At 42.1% G+C, this 19,096-nt stretch carries 13 protein-coding genes; 9 read left to right on the top strand and 4 right to left on the bottom strand.

All coding sequences use genetic code 11. The features are described 5' to 3' along the window. Positions 1–2 precede the first annotated feature (2 nt). From MH117_RS22755 to MH117_RS22735, 5 genes are all read left to right on the top strand, one after another. Entirely contained in the window at positions 3–2,138 is a 2,136-nt protein-coding gene (locus MH117_RS22755) for a DEAD/DEAH box helicase (protein WP_239332796.1), read from the top strand. Between the two features lie 962 nt (positions 2,139–3,100). Continuing rightward, the gene (locus MH117_RS22750; protein WP_343224483.1) at positions 3,101–3,583 is read left to right on the top strand and encodes a hypothetical protein; all 483 of its coding nucleotides are present in this window, start codon (positions 3,101–3,103) and stop codon (positions 3,581–3,583) included. Between the two features lie 55 nt (positions 3,584–3,638). Further along, positions 3,639–4,859, top strand: a complete 1,221-nt coding sequence (locus MH117_RS22745) for a phosphoenolpyruvate hydrolase family protein (protein WP_239332794.1) — start codon at positions 3,639–3,641, stop codon at positions 4,857–4,859. A 122-nt stretch (positions 4,860–4,981) separates the two neighbouring features. After that, a complete protein-coding gene (locus MH117_RS22740; protein WP_239332792.1) occupies positions 4,982–6,190 on the top strand; it encodes a Tm-1-like ATP-binding domain-containing protein in 1,209 nt (402 codons plus the stop codon). A 77-nt stretch (positions 6,191–6,267) separates the two neighbouring features. Then, entirely contained in the window at positions 6,268–7,098 is an 831-nt protein-coding gene (locus MH117_RS22735; protein ID WP_239332790.1) for a phosphoenolpyruvate hydrolase family protein, read from the top strand. Positions 7,099–7,431: 333 nt separating this feature from the next. Here the strand turns inward: MH117_RS22735 and MH117_RS22730 are convergent, their stop codons facing one another. Beyond that, positions 7,432–8,010: a TetR/AcrR family transcriptional regulator gene (locus MH117_RS22730; protein WP_239332788.1), complete on the bottom strand. Its 579-nt coding sequence runs from the start codon at positions 8,008–8,010 to the stop codon at positions 7,432–7,434. 239 nt (positions 8,011–8,249) lie between these two features. Here MH117_RS22730 and lpdA point away from each other — a divergent pair, with 239 nt between their 5' ends. Further along, complete coding sequence (gene lpdA, locus MH117_RS22725) at positions 8,250–9,629, top strand: dihydrolipoyl dehydrogenase (protein ID WP_239332786.1); 1,380 nt, start codon at positions 8,250–8,252, stop codon at positions 9,627–9,629. Positions 9,630–10,402: 773 nt separating this feature from the next. Here lpdA and MH117_RS22720 read toward each other — a convergent pair. The 3 genes from MH117_RS22720 to MH117_RS22715 form a co-directional block, all read right to left on the bottom strand. Beyond that, positions 10,403–10,561, bottom strand: coding sequence for an aspartyl-phosphate phosphatase Spo0E family protein (locus MH117_RS22720; RefSeq protein ID WP_239332784.1), 159 nt, complete (start codon positions 10,559–10,561; stop codon positions 10,403–10,405). 188 nt (positions 10,562–10,749) lie between these two features. Further along, positions 10,750–10,884, bottom strand: coding sequence for a hypothetical protein (locus MH117_RS26610; protein WP_275444794.1), 135 nt, complete (start codon positions 10,882–10,884; stop codon positions 10,750–10,752). Then, positions 10,881–12,161, bottom strand: coding sequence for a helix-turn-helix domain-containing protein (locus MH117_RS22715; RefSeq protein ID WP_275444798.1), 1,281 nt, complete (start codon positions 12,159–12,161; stop codon positions 10,881–10,883). The genes MH117_RS26610 and MH117_RS22715 overlap by 4 nt, the downstream gene beginning before the upstream one ends. Positions 12,162–12,642: 481 nt before the next feature. On the opposite strand from MH117_RS22715, the gene MH117_RS22710 reads away from it, so the two are divergent. The 3 genes from MH117_RS22710 to MH117_RS22700 all read left to right on the top strand — a co-directional run. Continuing rightward, positions 12,643–13,683: a glycosyl hydrolase family 18 protein gene (locus MH117_RS22710; RefSeq protein ID WP_239332780.1), complete on the top strand. Its 1,041-nt coding sequence runs from the start codon at positions 12,643–12,645 to the stop codon at positions 13,681–13,683. 196 nt (positions 13,684–13,879) lie between these two features. Beyond that, positions 13,880–15,391: a PA14 domain-containing protein gene (locus tag MH117_RS22705; protein ID WP_239332778.1), complete on the top strand. Its 1,512-nt coding sequence runs from the start codon at positions 13,880–13,882 to the stop codon at positions 15,389–15,391. A 70-nt stretch (positions 15,392–15,461) separates the two neighbouring features. Next, the coding region (locus MH117_RS22700) for an RHS repeat domain-containing protein (protein WP_481857293.1) at positions 15,462–19,096 on the top strand (3,635 nt) is incomplete at its 3' end.

The following is a 19,096-nucleotide window of genomic DNA, read 5'->3' as shown; positions in this document are numbered from 1 at the left end:
AGATGTCCGCATTTGAATTGCTATCCCCTAAAATTAAAAAAGCAGTATGGGATCTAAAGTGGCCAGCCTTGCGTCCAATCCAAGAAGCAGCGATCCCAGCCATATTGGAAACTACAAAACATTTGGTGCTGTCAGCTGCAACCGCTTCGGGAAAAACTGAAGCGGCTTTTTTGCCGGTCCTAAGTAAGATTGAGCAGTCTGGACAGGAGCACCTAAAAGTTCTATACATAGCTCCTCTAAAAGCTTTGATTAACGATCAATTTGAGCGAATTGAAGGACTTTGTGAGTATGTTAATGTTCCGGTTCATAAATGGCATGGTGATGTAAGCGGAAATGACAAAAAGAAATTTATACAAAAACCCACTGGTATTTTACAAATAACACCCGAGTCTCTGGAGAGTTTATTCATTAATAGGACCAGTTATCTGAAGAATTTATGGGAGCACGTCTCATATATCGTCATTGATGAGATTCACGTCTTCTTGGCTACAGAGAGGGGGGCGCAATTGCGGTCATTACTATTTAGAGTTCAGGAATATGCAACAAATCAAGTCCGTATCATTGGCTTATCAGCAACAGTAAATGATCCAAATGGTTTTGTTGCTGATTGGTTATCTCCTGAGAACCCCGAGCGAGTAAAGATTATACAATCTGATGAAGGCGATAAAGAGATCTTCTTTGCCCTGCACCATTATGTGAATGAAGAGCAAGGTAAATTACCGTTGGAGTTATATCAGGACATAAGGGATCTCACGAAAGAGTACTCAAGTATGATTTTTGCTAATGATAGAGGATTGGTAGAGGAAACAGCTGTTTTCTTGAATCGTTTAGCAGAGAGTGAAGGAGCTTCCAGAGACTATCTTGTTCATCATTCATCTATTGATAAGTCTGAGCGAGAGTATGTGGAAAAGATATTAAAGATGAAGAACAAACAGAAGTCTGTAGTCTGCACGGCGACACTTGAACTAGGCATTGATATTGGCAGTATGGATATGGTGATCCAGATTGATTCAACTTTTTCGGTTGCTTCTCTAAAACAGCGAATAGGCAGAACTGGTCGAAGAGAAGGTATGCCGCAAATTTTGCAGATGTATACAACAAAAGCAAGTCATCTTCTTCATGCCATAGCAGTAACGGAGTTGTTTCTTGAGAAATGGGTTGAGCCACCGCTCGCTTACGCTAAGCCTTATGATGTACTCTTCCATCAGATATTGTCTTTGTGCTGTGAGCGAAATGGATTGATGCTAAATGATCTGATGGATTCGATTTTACGTAACCCCGTCTATAAAGCCATTCCAAGAGGCCATCTTATAGAATTATTAGAACATATGGTCAAAAGGGAATATATTGAACTGGTTCCAGGATCCCAGCATTTTATTGTTGGGCTCGAAGGGGAAAGAATCTTACGAAGCAGGGAATTCTATAGTGTTTTTTACGTTCAAGAAGAGTTTAATGTATTTCATCTGAATCGAAGAATCGGTGCTGTAGATAAAACACCCGCTGTTGAAGTGGGGAATAACCTCATTCTTGCCGGAAAACTTTGGTCTATTGAAACGGTAGATCATAATAAGGACAAAGTTTATGTGGCCCCTGCTGTTGATGCGAAGAGACCTGTTTTCCTTGGATCTGGAGGAAGCATTCATCGTAAAATCAGCGAGCAAATGCAAGAGGTACTTTGTTCAAGCCATACCTATTCTTATTTAAATGACGCTGCAGCGAAAGAATTAAAAGGAATGCGTGAAGTTTACACTGATCTTGGTGTTACTCCTGCGCAGAGATTTATTTCTCTTGGTAAGGATGAAACGCTCATTGAATTGTTTGCAGGGACCGTGATCTCAAATACACTGATGTGGATGCTGAGGTCGATGGGAATGCAAGTGGAAACCAATGGGTTAGGACATCTAAAGCTGGTAGGAAGAGTAGATGGGATTATTCATTTGATGGAGTCAATTACCAAGAAACATTGGAATTCCCACGAGCTACTGGATGTTACATTTTTCTATGAGCTATACAGGACGAAGTTTTCATTCTATTTAAGCGAAAAGTTACAGAAAGAAATGCATTTATCCGCAATGGTGGATGTTGAGGGGACAATAGCGTTTTTGATAGACAAGCAATTTGTTGTATTCAGATGCTAATTTAAGGTATCTTGAGGATGCCTCTTGCGATCTGTTAGGCATAGATCACATAAATAAGGCATAACTTTCCTTGGATGAGGATTTAGATATCATATTGGTCTGCTCGGACAAGTTAGTAAGGAGTATGACTGCTCCAATGAAGGTGTTTGGATTATACGGCAGAAGCGGGACTGATAAAAGGTCGCACTCTACGTGAGTGCGTGAATAGAAACCTTAACGGGCGTCGCGAGCTTTGCATAGGAAGCGTTCTACGTTCAGCATTGAATCTGAAAATTTACTGATTTAAACTGAAGGACGACAGAACAAAATAAGTCACTGATTACTAATAATCAAAATTAGATCCTAATAGATTTTCTTACCATTGGATTAACCTCCTCCTTTTTTTATTTCCCAACATATTTTTGATAAATGTAAATAGACGTAATTCTAGCAGACCTAATAATACGAAAGTGTAAATTTTTCTTTCTATAAAACAAGACTTTCTTTTGAAGGGCATGGTATGTATATAATCATAAATGAACAGGAGACGCTGTATCTAAATGGAATCTATAGAACTAGGACTTACACTATTTGTGCTTTTAATAGTTATTTCGCTATTCTTTGCTCGGGTAGGTTTTCTAGTCAACAAATATCTAAGTGACTTCTTTGATAAATTATTTTCTTTAATTAAAAATATTTTCAAAAAAACGGACTGACCCTATTGTAGGTATCCCGACGGTATTCGTATCGGTAACATAAACAAGCGCTGCTACAAAAAAAGATGGAAACGAACCATTCCCATCCGATTGAAGATAGTATTAAAAATGAGTGGAGACAGCAAAACGCGAAAATCGTACGCTAACTATTGTGTTGCACAGAGATCCAGCCGAGAACGGCTAAATTGTGGGTGCGAGAACGAGTAGACGAGGCGCGAGATTGTGAAGTAAGGGGTATTCCCGTCATGATGTGTCAAGGATTGAAATATGTACGATAAGGAATATGATCCGCATCTGGCACTCCTCTCACAAATGACAGATCCGATCGGCCTTTTATTTCACCTATCATACAGCTATAGAAAGAAGTTGACGATTATGTGCAGATATGGACTTTATGGTCCGTACAAGGATATTTATGCATGCTTTGCATGCCGGAAAGTATATAAGCAAACCTCTCGGTATGAGTTGACGGAAGAAGAAAGAATTCAAATGAAGCATTGCTGCCCGCAATGTGGAAAGTTTATGAACGATATGGGACATGATTTTAAAGCCCCGAAGCAATCCGATATCAAGCAGTGGAGAAAGGTTGAAATTCTCTTTCAACATGGTTTTAAATATCATTCTTGCGGCTGTGATGGCTCGGGCTACCGACCAGCTAACTTAAATGAAGTTTATCCCTTTCTTGAAAAGAACAAAATATCCGTAACGGATGGAGAAAAATTGCTAAGTAAATTAACCGCGAAACTTTAGCAGCTATTTTTTTACAATCATCTGAATGGGGAACGGAATAAGGGGATTTGGAAGTATGAAAAGAGCAGAAATTCTGGAACATCTCCATTCCCAGATCAATATGGGCAATCATATTATTGGAGTGGCAACAGGTGCAGGCATAACGGCCAAGTATGCGAAGCAGGGTGGGGCAGATTTCATTCTGATCTTAAACTCAGGGAAATTCCGCCAAATGGGGCGAAGTTCACTTGCTGGTTTTTTGCCATTTTGTAATAGCAATGATATGGTCATGGACTTTGCTTCTAGAGAGATTATCCCGTTAGTGAAGGATATGCCTATTCTGTTTGGTCTAAATGCGACTGATCCGACCAAGGATATGGAAGCTTACATCAGTGAAATCAAAGACATGGGTTTTTCCGGCATTAACAACTACCCTACTGTTGGGTTAATTGATGGTCAATTTAGCGAAGCGCTCAGCGAAGATGGGAATGATTATCGACTTGAAGTAGAAGCGATCCGAATAGCCCACCAAAAAGATCTGTTTACCGTTGCCTTTGTATTTGATGACAAACAAGCGGCTCAGATGGTCGAGGCTGGAGCTGATGTGATTTGTGCCCACTTAGGCCTAACAGAAGGCGGATTGTTGGGAGCCAAAAAGGTAGTATCCTTGGAAGCAGCCAAGGTCAAAGCGGCCCAAATATTTCAGACATGCAATGAGTTAAAGTCGGATCTGATTAAGCTGGTGTATGGCGGTCCTGTGAAAACACCAATTGATGTACAGTATATGTATAGCAACAATGACAATTTAATGGGTTACATCGGGGGATCAGCTTTTGAGAGGATTCCATCAGAGAAGTCCATTACCAATATTACAAAAGCCTTTAAGGGATCAGGAAAGCTGGATGAAGATGACCTAATGGTTAAAATGTTGGATGGCGTTACAAAGCACTATGATTACGTTGAATTTGTGAAGGAATATGTAGCCCAGAATTATAGAAATGAGATATCTTTTATAGATCTAGCCAAGGTGGCCCATGTATCTAGAAGCTATTTAAGTAGTTTGTTTACTAAAAAAGTAGGCTGCAGCTTTCAAACGTACATCGTGCAGTTCCGCATTGATAAAGCGGCCGAAATATTGGACAGAGAAAATATCCAATTATCAGAGCTGGCGCCATTAGTTGGATATCAAGACTACGCACAGTTTAGCAAAATGTTTAAAAAGTACAAAGGCTGCACCCCGAAACAATATAAATCTAACATAAACACAAAAACACAAGACATAAAAGCGTTTTCATAAATAAATCAAAGCAGTATGATTAATGCATAGTTAATCATACTTTTTTTATGGAGAACGTTCTCGAAATCATTATTTAGCCCTGTACAGGCTGGACCATCTATATGTAAAGGGAGGTTAATCCATTGAAGACAATCGCAATTGCTGGAACCTTTGACACCAAGGGTGATGAATATTTATATATCAAACATTTGCTTGAAAGTTTGGAACTTCATACGTTTACCATCCACACAGGTGTGTTTGGGCCTACATTTACACCCGATGTATCAAACCGTGAAGTAGCTGAAGCCGCAGGTGTAGATATGCAAACGCTTGCTGCCAAGAAAGACAGAGCTTTAGCAACAGAAGTATTGTCAAAAGGCATGGAAAAACTGATACCCGAACTATATAAACAAGGTAAATTTGATGGGATTATCTCCTTTGGGGGAACGGGGGGGACTGCGCTTGTAACACCGGGGATGCGGGCCCTGCCGATTGGTGTGCCTAAAGTGATGGTGTCAACAGTAGCATCAGGGAATACGGCTCCATACGTAGGCACAAGTGATATTGTGATGATGCCGTCCGTAGTTGATGTTGCAGGGCTTAATTCCATTTCTACAAAGATTTTTACGAATGCAGCATTCGCAATTGCAGGTATGGTTAAATTTGAAAATACAAAAGAGTTTGAAAAAAAGCCATTGATCGCAGCAACGATGTTTGGCGTAACCACTCCATGTGTAACGGCAGCCAGAAACTATCTTGAAGCTAGAGGGTATGAAGTGCTTGTATTTCATGCTACTGGTGTAGGCGGACAATCGATGGAAGCTCTTGTGGAGGCTGGATTTATTGAAGGGGTGTTAGATCTGACCACAACAGAGTGGGCGGATGAGATTATTGGCGGCGTTTTGAATGCGGGACCTCATCGTTTAGAGGCAGCAGGTCGAAATCATATTCCTCAGGTTGTATCCGTAGGCGCATTGGATATGTGCAACTTTGGCCCTTATGATACGGTACCGGAGAAATTTGCTGGGCATAAGTTCTACAAGCACAATCCTACCGTAACTCTGATGAGAACAACTGTAGAAGAAAACGAAGTCATCGGCAAAAAGCTGGTGGAAAAACTAAATATGGCGCAAGAAAAAACCGTCTTAATGCTGCCCCTCAAAGGCATATCAGGAATTGATGTAGAGGGTGAAGTGTTCTACGGCCAAAAAGAAGATCAGATGTTATTTGATACGTTAAAACAGGGGATAAACCGAAATGTCGTTGAACTCATAGAAATGGATTGTGCGATTAATGATGTCGAGTTTGCAGAAGCAGCTGCGCAGAAACTAATCGAATTAATGAGCAAATAAGCGAATGTATCGGAATGTGAGCAGTCAATAGGGATAATTAAACGATATACATTACAATGTTGCTGGAGGACCTACACATGAATAAAAATACGAGAGAAGAAATCATTGCCAAGTTTAAAGAAGAGATTAAAAATGGAAAGATTCTGTTGGGAGTAGGAGCTGGAACAGGGATTACGGCGAAAAGCAGTGAAGCTGGCGGAGCTGATATGCTTATCGTTTACAACTCTGGAAGATATAGAATGGCGGGGCGCGGATCACTGGCAGGGCTCTTATCTTATGGGGATGCCAACCAGATCGTAGTTGAGATGGGGGCTGAAGTATTACCGGTTGTGAAGAATATACCCGTATTAGCAGGGGTGTGCGGAACCGATCCTTTTAGAGTGATGGAAGTATATTTAAAACAACTAAAGGATCAAGGGTTCAATGGCGTGCAAAATTTCCCGACTGTAGGTTTGATAGATGGAGTATTTAGACAAAATTTAGAAGAGACAGGTATGGGCTACGATTTAGAAGTAGACATGATTCGAACAGCACATGAATTGGATATGCTCACAACGCCATATGTCTTTGATCCGGAGCAAGCCAAAGCAATGGCAGCAGCAGGTGCAGATATACTAGTCGCACATATGGGGTTAACAACCAAGGGTACGATTGGAGCCAAGACAGCACTTACGTTGGATGATTGTGTAGCGAAGATTGAAGCAATTATTAAAGCAGGGAAAGCCGTTAATCCAGATATTATGGTCATATGTCATGGAGGTCCGATTGCCGAGCCCGAAGATGCAGCGTACGTCATGGCAAGAACGGAAGGGATAGATGGATTCTTTGGTGCATCCAGTATTGAACGATTTGCGGCTGAGAAGGGCATTACAGAACAGACGGTGTTGTTTAAAACAATTACAAAATAAAAGGCAGCGTACGTAAAACTAATGAGGACGTTAAACGAGGTGTTTGCACACTGCCCCTGTCAGAGAGGTGTCCAGTAGATACAGATAGGAAGGCGTGGCTTATGGCTGCGCCTTTTTGATAACCTTACCTTCTGTCAGGACTGTCTCTGTTGCAAGTCGTACATGCCCAGGGTAACTTCTACAGGATATATTGCTATATTCCTAGCATTTGCTCAATAGGCCGCGATGCCTGTATTTCATTTCATATCACGTGCTGATAACGTACGTGCCGCTTGTTCATAAGACACAACCCTTTCTACATGTAATGAGGTCAGGCAGCGCCAACAGATATAGCTATAAAAGCTGCTGCTGAATCAGCAGTTTAGCCGCATGAAGAAAATGTTCAGCGTTGTAGGAAGCCCGATCCAAGTATGCCGTTATCAGCGCGCCATTAAATAACATCAACAATTGGTCAGATAGAATGTCCGGCTCTGTTGCATGGGCTCGCTTGGCAGCAAGCGCAAGGTTATGCCGTGTATCTCTATGATACCTTTTAACTATTTCACAGGTTGGGTGATCTGGATTAGGAAATTCAACTGCCGTATTGGCAAACGGACATCCGCGGTAACCAGGCTTCTCGATTCGGGCCCCAAGGCACTCGACCAAGTCATAAAGCTGTTTGATGGGATCTTCAGGATTGTGTGCCTTAGCTTCATCGAACGGTTTCATAAAAGCATCATAAAATTGTTCCAAATAGGCCACAACCAGATCATCTTTAGTTGCGTAATTTCGGTAAAAGCTTGCTTTGGCAACGCCGGATTCAGCTATAATCCGATCAATCCCCACAGCACGTACACCCTCGCGATAGAATAAATGGGATGCCACTCGCAAAATCCTTGTTTTAGCCGTTTCTTTTTTATCTATGATAGTCACTTTAAAAGAATCCTCCTTCAAAAACAATTGACATGGTACAGATCTGTCTGTATGATCATATCCATAATGATACAGACCTGTCTCTATCAATTTTACGAATAAGCTGGCTTACTGTCAATCTTAATCTGTAGAATTGGGGTTTTAACGACAAGGAGCAGAGGCCTTGCCGTGGTTATGACGGAGATTGGTACATGACTTGACAAACAAAGCAAACATTCAGCGAGAGCGAGGGGAACGATTTGACAGTGGAAAACGCAGCAACACAGGTTGACGTATTGATTATTGGCTCTGGCCCGGGGGGCTATACAGCTGCAAAACGCGCTTCGGACCATGGACTGCATGTAGCAATTGTTGAACGAGATCGTATAGGGGGCGTTTGTACCAATGTGGGATGTATTCCCTCCAAAGTTTTAATTGCAGAAGCCCATCGATTTGAAATAAGAGCAGAAGCCAAGGTTGATTTTTCACAAGTACAATCTTTTAAGAAGTCTATCGTAGATAAACAGTCAAATGGCGTGGCCTTCTTGTTAAACAACAAATTAATATCAACATTCCATGGAGATGCAAGCTTTATAAATGAGCATGAGGTACTGGTTAAAGGTGTTGAATCAAACGCCCGGATTGAGTTTAAACATTGTATTATTGCTGCTGGTTCTCGGCCCATTGAACTAGGAGCTTTTCCTTTTGGGGATAGGATCTTGTCTTCTACAGATGCATTAGCATTGGATCAAGTACCCGACAGCCTGATTGTTATTGGTGGGGGATATATCGGAGTCGAATTGAGTCAAACCTTTGCTAAATTTGGCACGAAGGTAACGATATTGGAAGGTGCGGAGCAGATTCTTCCTGGGTTCGAGTCAGAGTTGATTCGTCCTGTTGTACGTAAGCTGCAAGAAAAACACGTCGATATTTATACGCGCGCAGTAGCCGATCGAATGGAACCGACTCATGAGCAGATTACTGTTTATTTTAAGGAGCAAGAAAACTTACGGCAGGTCACCGCACAATACGTGCTGGTAACGGTGGGGCGGCGGCCAAATACGGATGGAAAATTAGGACTTGATCGTGCAGGGATCGAACTGGCGGATCGAGGTTTGATTCAGGTTGATGAGCAGTGTCGTACGAATATCCCACATATTTATGCAATTGGCGATGTGATAGCGGGTCCCGCACTAGCACACAAGGCGTCCTATGAAGCTAAGGTAGTGGTCGAAGCCATAATGAATCGGCGTACTAAGGTGGATTACAAGGTCATACCACTTGTTGTCTTTTCTGATCCAGAGGTTGCCAGTGTGGGGCCCAGTGAGTCCGAAGCGAAAGCACGATCGAAAGAAGTGGTTACGGGGAGATCTTCTTTTGCTATAAATGGAAGGGCTTTGGCGTTGAAGGCAGGTGAAGGATACGTGAAAATAGTAGCTGATAAGGAAACAAGGTGTATTATTGGGGCTCAAATCGTGGGGACAGAGGCTTCCAATTTGATTGCAGAACTGGGGCTTGCTATTGAGCTGGGGGCAACTTTGGAAGACGTTGCGCTTACCATACATGCACACCCTACTCTAGGGGAGATTGTTATGGAAGCTGCAGAAGCGGCTATTGCGAGGCTAAATGCAATTAAGTAAATGTGTAGCGTCTTACGAATTACCTGGGTTGGGGATAGTTATGACGGTTGTTTAGGCGAGATACTGATGTAGTGGTTGCAAGCTTTGCAAGGTGATATTGATAAATGGGGCCTTGTTTCTCTGGAAGTAATGGGAGATACTAGATGCGAGTTGAGGTTAAATGAAATTGAGGTGCGAACCCCAGGTGCACATAAAATCCCTAGGGGATTCGCACCCCTTGCTACGATTTTCAGGCTTTTTGACCCTTTTTGTCAGTGAAGTTTGACGCCTATTTCGATGATTCGCACTTTTGGGGCTGAAAAGCCTTGTGAGAGTAGGGCGCTTTTGGCCCGCTGTCGCACTCTACACGAGTGCGTAGATAGAAACTAGTTCAGCCATGACATCCTCCTGTGCTGTGGAACGGTCGCACTCTACACGAGTGCGTGGATAGAAACAGAGACGCACGCAACTCTGTCAACTCTCGTATTTGTCGAGTCGCACTCTACACGAGTGCTGGATAGAAACTCCGATTTGAATTTCTGGCGCCTCAAGCCTACAATGTATCGTCTCACTCCATTCGAACGCCTTTCCCTACGCAAGAGCCTATGGCACCTTACGATTACAATAAAAGTCCTCCTTACACAGGAGGACTTTTTTATTTGCCCGCCTCCTCAGAGACCGGATTTAATACATTGGCGTTACCCATTAATAGAGGTACATGAACTTGCGCTGTATTGGAATGATTACGTGTTCACATGTTATTAATCCTATATGCTGTTGTTCCATTTTTATCGTTAACCGGTAGGGACACGCTTCTGTGTTGATCGATGATAGTTGGTCAGAATCTTATCCAGGCGCTGACTTAGCTTTAGCATTTTACCATCGGTCAAACTAGTGCCTTCTCTATACGATCCGTTCATTAGGGACCGCAAGTCCTCAATCTTCTCATTCACTATATTCACCCCTTATGGAGATGGGCGAACCCCCATTCGCCCACCAGCTATGTGTCAGTACTGCTCTCCTCGGGGTAAGTATATCACGAGTTTCAAAAATTTCTTGAATGCAAAAAAAAATGGGACAAAAGCAAAAACAGACACTTTTTTAGTGTCTGTTTTTATAGATTTATGTCTAGTCTTGTTGTTTACCAAGGAATAATGATGTTAGAGATGATTACTTGTTCTGCAGCATGGTTTGAGGATGCATTTGAAACGACTGGCGCAGCGATGGAAAGAGTGAGAGCAACGACCATTAATAGGGCATTAAATTTGTTTCTCATGATACATCTCCTTCTTCGTAATCAAGTATTTTTAAATACGATGCTACCAACTCAATTTTATCTATAATTTCAATATTATCAAGTGTTTTGGGACTTTTACATAGATCGTTTAGTAGTAACCCTGCGCCCTCAGAGACATTAGAACGTCGATCAACCGAAATAAACAGCATGATGCTTTTTAGGAGGTAGTGTATCGTTTGATTCTGATCCATTATAAATTTATAATATCGGCTCTTAGTGGCATAATAGTTTGCGTATTTAGCAACAAGGGCGGGGTTATCCACTAGCGTCATGTCCTCAAAATCATGCTCATGGTGAAATAATTGTTCGGCTGCCGCTAAATTGTGCTGCTGCAAGTATAAATCGAGTAGATCATCCATAACAGCCACTTTAGGGAGGTAACTATCCAAACAGTGTTCAAATTGAATAATAGCAAGATCAATATTGCCCTTTTTAACATTTAGCTTGGCTGTCGTAAAGGCCACGTGTTCTTGGACAAAGGGAAAGTTGAACTTATTTGCCGCTTTTATATATTCTTCTGTCAGCTCATACTGACCTGTTAAACAATAACAAAAGGCCATACAACAGACTGCATGTGCTTTAGACGGACTTTCAGACGTGTCCAGCGATTCTAGTTCTTTAAAAAAACGAATACAATCTCTGTATTTTCCCAAGTGGTATGCGTGGGCGCCAAGCTTATAATAATAGAGAATTTGATCTTCCGTTTGAAGGAATCGTGCGTGGTGTAAAAGGTCTGTTCCTCTTGTATATGATTCTCGTAACTTCTTAAAGTTGTCCCTCTGGATGAGGTATGTTTGGAGTAATGATTTGGCTAGAAGTGGCCGAACGCTGTGATCATCAGCAATCTTGCTAATGACTTGATACAAGGCTAGTTTTTGTGAATTATCTTGCAAAGAGGTGGTGAACTCGTATAATTTCTGCAAGGAGTCTTCTGTCGGTTCTCGGTTAGTAGTGAGGAATTGGGCAGCGATCTTAGCCGTTAACAACGTCGAGGCTGATTGAGAGATAGCTAGTCCGAGCGCGTCTAGCAAATAGTCAGGGTTCCTTTCTACCTCTATATACCGCTCAGTTACATCTTCAATGGGGATATCCAACACAGTTGCAAGGTCCAGGGCGACTTTGTAATCCCGTAATTTTATTTCTTTATTTTCAATTTTGGATATTGTACCTTTAGAGACGCCTGTTAGATCTGAAACTTGTGCCAGCGTCATTTGTTTCTGTTGTCGTTTATGTCGTATCAGCTCCCCTAGTGTCATCGTTAGATTGGAGATAACAGTCAACTGGTACACCTCGCTTATTGTTATATTCATAAACGGTTTGCCAATCTACCACCTACATATTACCATATTTTTTCGAGCATACCAATCATTTTAATATCAAGTATATAAAAAACGAGTAATTATAACTTTGGTTTTGAGGTCAAATTTCTAAAAAGTGAACACGTTGTCTGACGTTCCTTCATCATGTTTCTTACAAAATAAGTATTCCGCCCTACGATTAGTAGTAAGTAGGGAGAGGATATTGTACATTTAGGGGGATTATATTATTTGCAAATCACCCTTTTGGGGCGCCTAATTTCTATAATTAAGCATGTAACTAGTACTGCGGAACTAATTCTTCGTAGAGATCAATTTATTGGAAATCTAGTTTACAAAAATATGAATTGACGAGGTTAGATATGTTCATATATTCTTTATCTACATTTCACATCCAACATCCTTAGGAGGCACCATAAACATGAACTTCAGAAAAGCGATCAAGATGTTAACGCTAACAACTATTATTGCGACCTCGTTCAGCGTTAGCACAGCTAAGACCGAGGCAGCCCCCTCCCCAATTATCCTTGGTTATTACACTGTCGACTCAGGCGATTCATTCACTCAATTTCACAACTACATGAATCAGATGTCTACCGACACATTTAACACGGACGCCAAAGGTAACCTTGTTGGAGAGGTACCAAAAGAAACGATTGCTTATGCCAACGCTGTGGAAGTATTACCTTATGCACTCGTATCTAATTATGGAGCCCGAGATTGGGACAGCAACGCTGCTCACCAAGTACTTACAAATGCCACAGCCAAGAAAAAGCTGATTAAAAATATGCTTGCACTTGTTGAAACGAACCATTACAAAGGTATTAATATTGATTTCGAAGCGGTGCTGCCAGAAGATCGTAAGGCATTAACCTCGTTCGTCGAAGAAGTGGCCAGCAAGATGAAAGCCAAAGGATTTCTAACGATGGTATCTGTTCCCGCTAAAGCAGATGACGATCCAGCGGATGATTGGACGGGGGCGTTTGACTTCGAGGCATTGGGAGAAGCAGCAGACATGATTCAAGTCATGACTTACGATGAACATGGGGTATGGAGAAATCCTGGCTCCGTTGCCAGCAAGCCTTGGATAGAGTCTGCACTCCAATTTGCGATTACATATGTGCCTTCTGAAAAAGTGTTGATGGGAATCCCTACTTACGGAAACGACTGGAATTTATCGGATCCAGCCAATAAAAGCAACGCTCAAGTCATGTGGAAGGATATCCCGAATCTGATCGCTGACACAGGCGCAATGCCGATAAGAGACGAAGAGACTGGTTCCATGTATTTTAACTACACAGATACAGATGGGTCTAGCCATGTGGTGTGGTACGAAGATGAGACTAGCATTCTTCAAAAGACACAATATACACACAAGTATTGGCTGGCTGGTGTATCGATTTATGCAATGGGGATGGAAGATTACAAGTTCTGGGAAGCTATCTCGGCGGGACTTAAATAAATATTTTTGCATGAGAAATAGGAGAGAGGGAGTGTTATTCCCTCTCTTTTTTGTATGGTTAAAGGGGAGAACGGAATGAAGAATAGATAATTCTTCAGATCGTTCTTATATTTACATAATTTTCAAGGACAATACTTCCAATAATATGTAATCTAAGGAATGATTATAGTGCGTAATACCGTAGAAGGGTGATGACATGGGAAAAAGACTGATCGTAATTATTTTTATAGGTTGTTTCTTGGTGGGTATTGACCAAAAACAGAGCTATGCAGATTCAACGCTGTCTATGAATGGGCTGCGAGGAGAATATTTTGATAATTCGAACTTAACTAACCTAAAATTGAGTCGTGATGATTCCCAAATAGATTTCAATTGGGGGCTAGCCTCACCTGATGCATCAATCGATGCAGATACGTTCTCCGTACGCTGGACAGGCTCTATCATTCCTAGATATAGCGAATCGTATCAATTTTATATGGCGGCTGATGATGGAGTTCGGTTATGGATCAACAATCAATTAATTTTAGACAGTTGGATGGACCATGCTGCTGAACTGACTAGCCGACAGATTGCATTAACTGCAGGAACCAAGTATGACATTCGAGTGGAGTATTATGAGAATCAAGGGGCAGCAGTTGCTTCCCTACAGTGGTCAAGTAAAAGTCAGATTAAAGAAGTCGTTCCAGAGAGTCAATTATATCTTCCAAGCAAGGCTAACGGAACAGGATTAAAGGGAGAGTATTATGACAATGTTGACTTGACCAATTTAAAATTAACGAGAACAGATGCGCAGGTAGAATTCGCGTGGGCTGCAGAATCTCCAGACCCTGCTATAGAAGCAGATACCTTTTCAGTTCGCTGGAGTGGGTATGTTGTACCAAAGTATACAGAGGAATACACCTTTTATATGTCATCCGATGATGGTGTAAGGATATGGGTGAACAATCAGCTTATATTGGATAAGTGGGAAGATCAGGCAAACGAGCTGACCAGTATACCAATTCAACTTACCGCAGGTCAACGGTATGAGATTCGAGTAGAATATTTTGAAAACTTAGGGAATGCCACTTCGATTCTGAAATGGTCTAGTGCAAGTGAAACCAAAACGGTTATCCCCCAAAGTGCGTTATTTCCACCTGACAGCGTGAGCGGGACAGGATTAAAGGGAGAGTATTATGACAATGTTGACTTGACCAATTTAAAATTAACGAGAACAGATGCGCAGGTAGAATTCGCGTGGGCTGCAGAATCTCCAGACCCTTCTATAGAAGCAGATACCTTTTCAGTTCGCTGGAGCGGCTATGTTGTACCAAGGTATACAGAGGAATATACCTTTTATATGTTATCGGATGATGGAGTAAGGATATGGGTAAACAATCAACTTATATTGGATAAGTGGGAGAATCAGGCTAACGAGTTAGCGAGTGTTCCGATCCGTCTAACGGCAAATCAACGCTATGAGATCCGTGTAGAATATTTTGAGAATACAGGACATGCTACGGCGGCTCTGAAATGGTCTAGTGCAAGTGAAACCAAGAGTGTAATCTCACAAGCGAATTTGTATCCAAGTATGGAGAGAGATAATGATAATAAAATCAAATATAACTATGACGCACAAGGCAAAGTTATAACAATAAAGAGTAAAACGGGGGAAATGATCTATTATTACTATGATTTAAATGGGAATCTATTGCGCAAGGAAAAGTAACCACTTAGTGGATCATTCCAGACTATGTATTTTAAAAATTATATGCGAGATACGAAGGGAAAAATTAAAAATGAAAAAGATATCATGGCTCCTTATGGTGGCGCTCTGCTTGGAAATCCTATCACCCGGGATTCTGAGCATTCAACAAGCAGCCACGGCACTGGAACAGCAGCAACAAAGTAAGTTGCTGACCATTGACAGCGTAGCAGCAAAGTACAAGGTGTCACCGTCTAGCATTATTGAGATGCTGAATGCTGGTTACAACTTAAAGGATATAGCTGCAGGAATGGATAAGAATTCAGACGTAACGAAATTATTCGATACGCTTGAGAAATTGTTCCCTGGTAAAGGAAAGCTTTATCAGCCGCCAGCAGTGACGGATGTGACATACGGACTTGAAGGATTAAATCCATTGCTTGACCTGGATATGCTAGCTAACGTAACAGGAAATGTCTATGGTATTTATGACGGTACAGATGGCAAAAACACCGTAACAAATTCGGTGTATGGGCGTTCCAAGAGAAGCCTTACAAGCAGCAGTTACGACGAGTTAGGTTTGAAAAACCAACACGTGAGGCTGGATCAGGCCCCGTATAGTGTAAGCACAGGTGTAGAGCATGTTTCGACGCAAGATGGATCACTTAATATGAAGGTGACGGATATTAGTTTGCCTGGTCGCAACGGTTTTTCCTTTAATCTAACACGATCCTATAACAGCAATGCGGCAGAGTATTATGAGAAAAACTTTACTCAAACGTGGCTTTTGGGTTTTTATTTCTCACCTAATTTAACTGTCAAAGTATATGCAGCGCAACCTGGAACGGAACGGAAATATCAATTTGAATATCCTGTGAGTTCAAAAGATATTTATTTTAGCAATAAGTATGTAGCACAGGCCCCTAGAAAGTTTGCTAATGGGATAAATGGTCGGCATGACCAAATTCATGAGATCATGGAGCAGGAGTATGGAGATAAAACGAAAAAAATCGATACGTATGAAGTATGGGCAGATGGCAACAAGTACGAACTAGATGTATATCCAATGGATGCTCCACTAGAACAATCCTACTCTATATCTGAAACGTTGAGACAAGGGACTACATATGATTCTTGGACAAGTAGTCATGTGATGGATAAAAGGATTCCGTTAGGAAAAGGGTGGACATGGGATATTCCATACATGCACATGGGCGGTAATTCCAAGTATATTGCAATGCCTGGTGGATCGGTATACCTAGTGGGTAGTGACAATCAGATCGTAAATTATCCTTGGCATGATGTTAGTCTTTCTATGGATACGAGCAAGGTAGTAAATGAAGTCTACTCTGAATATATCCTCAAATACAAAAATGGAATAAAATATTATTTTTCATTTGATGGTAGACTCATAAGACAAGAAGACCCGTATGGTAATTCTTACGATTTTTATTATTATAGGCTTAATGGAGGGGAATATGTACTACAGAAAGTAGTAGCGGGCACAGGTCATTATCTTTATTTTAATTACAGTAGTGACGGTAGTAATATTACGGTATCAAATGGAACTGATATGGTGACATATCAGAAAGGATGGGTTCCAGGTACGGAAAACTTGCAATATTTACATTCTATTAAAGATATGATGGGTAGAACTACACACTATTCATATAAGTTTGCAGAGTCTAAATTTACTGTTCTTAACGCTAAAAAGCCTGATGTACGTAATGATTTTGCTTTAATCAACCAAATTCACCACCCGACGGGTGCGAAGACGCAATTTACATATGATTCACAAATACGGAGTTTAAGTAGTGGAACTAAACAAATTCAATATAGAATCGTAGAGCGTAAAGATGTATTGGAGTATACAGATGGTCGAGTGATAGAAAGTAATAACAATACATTCCGGTATGAATCAGATCCATATTCTTATTACCAAGACACAGCACATACGATGATCATATCTAATGGTGAGCTTAATACTTCTTTTAGATATAAAAAGTTATGGAACAATGGCAATCCGAAGTTCTTTAACCTGGAAACGATCCAAGACGCAGGAGCTTCACAACACATCTCACAGCAAGCGTATGACGAAGCAAGTGGCAATCCTTACCCGATCCAGATCGTGACCAAGAAGCGGAGCGGTGGCGCTGAAAGTCCAACCCTGACAGTCAATCGCCAGTATGATCGTAATGGCAACATCACGAGTGAAACCAACAGCATGGGGGCCAGCACCGTCACGACTTACGACCCAACCTTTGCTTTGCCACAAACGGTAACGACCAAGTTCGATGCGAACCAGCAGTCCGTAACCCGTTATGTACGGAATGGGCAAGGTTCAGTGATCGAGTCGAAGACGTATGCCAATGCTGAAGGTGGACCGCTGCTGCGGCACACGAACTTTGAATATGATGGCTTTGGCAATGTGACGAAGGTGACTGCCAATAACAACGGCAATCCGACCGTATTCCGATACCAGTATGGGCCGGAGTATCAGCATGCGTTCCTTACGCAGCAGGATGTGGAAGTCACCAATGCTGATGGGCAGAAAAGCGTAGTAGTGGAGAAAGCGCAGTACGATCCGTTGACTGGGCGATTGCTAGCGTACACGGATGGTCTCAATCAGACCACGTCATACACCTACGATCGCCTAGGTCGTACAACAGCTGTCACAATGCCAAACCAAGCGCAGGCCAGCTATGTGTACAATGACAGCGCCAACCACATCATGGCTAAAAATACGTTAGGTGAAGTCCAACAGGTTTGGTTTGATCCGCTTGGCCGCAAAGTGAGAGAGACCCAAGGCTTGGGCGAAGTGAAGTATGGCTATGACGAGCGTACAAGTCGTCTGCTGTGGCAGGACGATGCCTATGGCAATCGGACGTGGTACAGCTATGATGCGTTTGGTCGCCTTAAGCAGACCACGTATGCAGATCAGACGTCGGAGACGGTGCAGTATGATGATGCAGAGCTTACTGAACTGTACACAGATGCGGAAGCAAACCAAAAGCTGAAGCGTTACGATCCCTTGCAGCGCCTTGTGGCGGAAGAGGTGTGGGTGAAGAAGGAGCAGACCTTTAAGTCCGAGCTGCGTAATGAGTATAATTCAATCGGTAAAATAACCGCTCTTACAGATGGCAACAGCAACCGGACGACTTATGCGTATAACTTGTTAGGAGAGTTAACGGGGGTAACAGATGCCAGCCTAGAGACGACCCTATACACCTATGATCTGCTTGGCAACGTGACGAAGCTGCAATTCCCAGGCAGTCAGACGGTGACTAAAGCTTACGACGAACTCGGTAGAGTGATCACAGAGACAAACGGGACAGGTCAGGTAGAGAAATACCAGTACGACGCCAATGGCAACATCGTTCAATATATGGACAAAGCGGGCGCAGCGACAACGCAGCAATTTGATGCGATGAACAACCTGCTTCGTTCTGCAACAGCGGATCTGGTTGTGCAGTACACGTATGATACGGAAGGCAAGCGCTTGAGTATGATCGACCAGACGGGGACGACAAGTTATAACTATCAGCCGCAATCCGGTTATTTGACGGAGATTCAATACCCAGATGGTGTCCAGCTTACAAACAGCAACGATCTGAACAAGAAAACAGGCTATGTGGTGAAGCAACCGGGAAGCAGCGTGAACCTGACGGTAAGTGGTCTGTACAACAATCGGAACCAGATTACGGACTTGAATATTAGCGGCGCGAAGAT

Origin of the sequence: Paenibacillus sp. ACRRX, assembly GCF_022346885.1 — a bacterium.
Classification (GTDB): Bacteria; Bacillota; Bacilli; order Paenibacillales; family Paenibacillaceae; genus Paenibacillus_B.
This window is presented reverse-complemented; position numbering and strand designations above follow the sequence as displayed.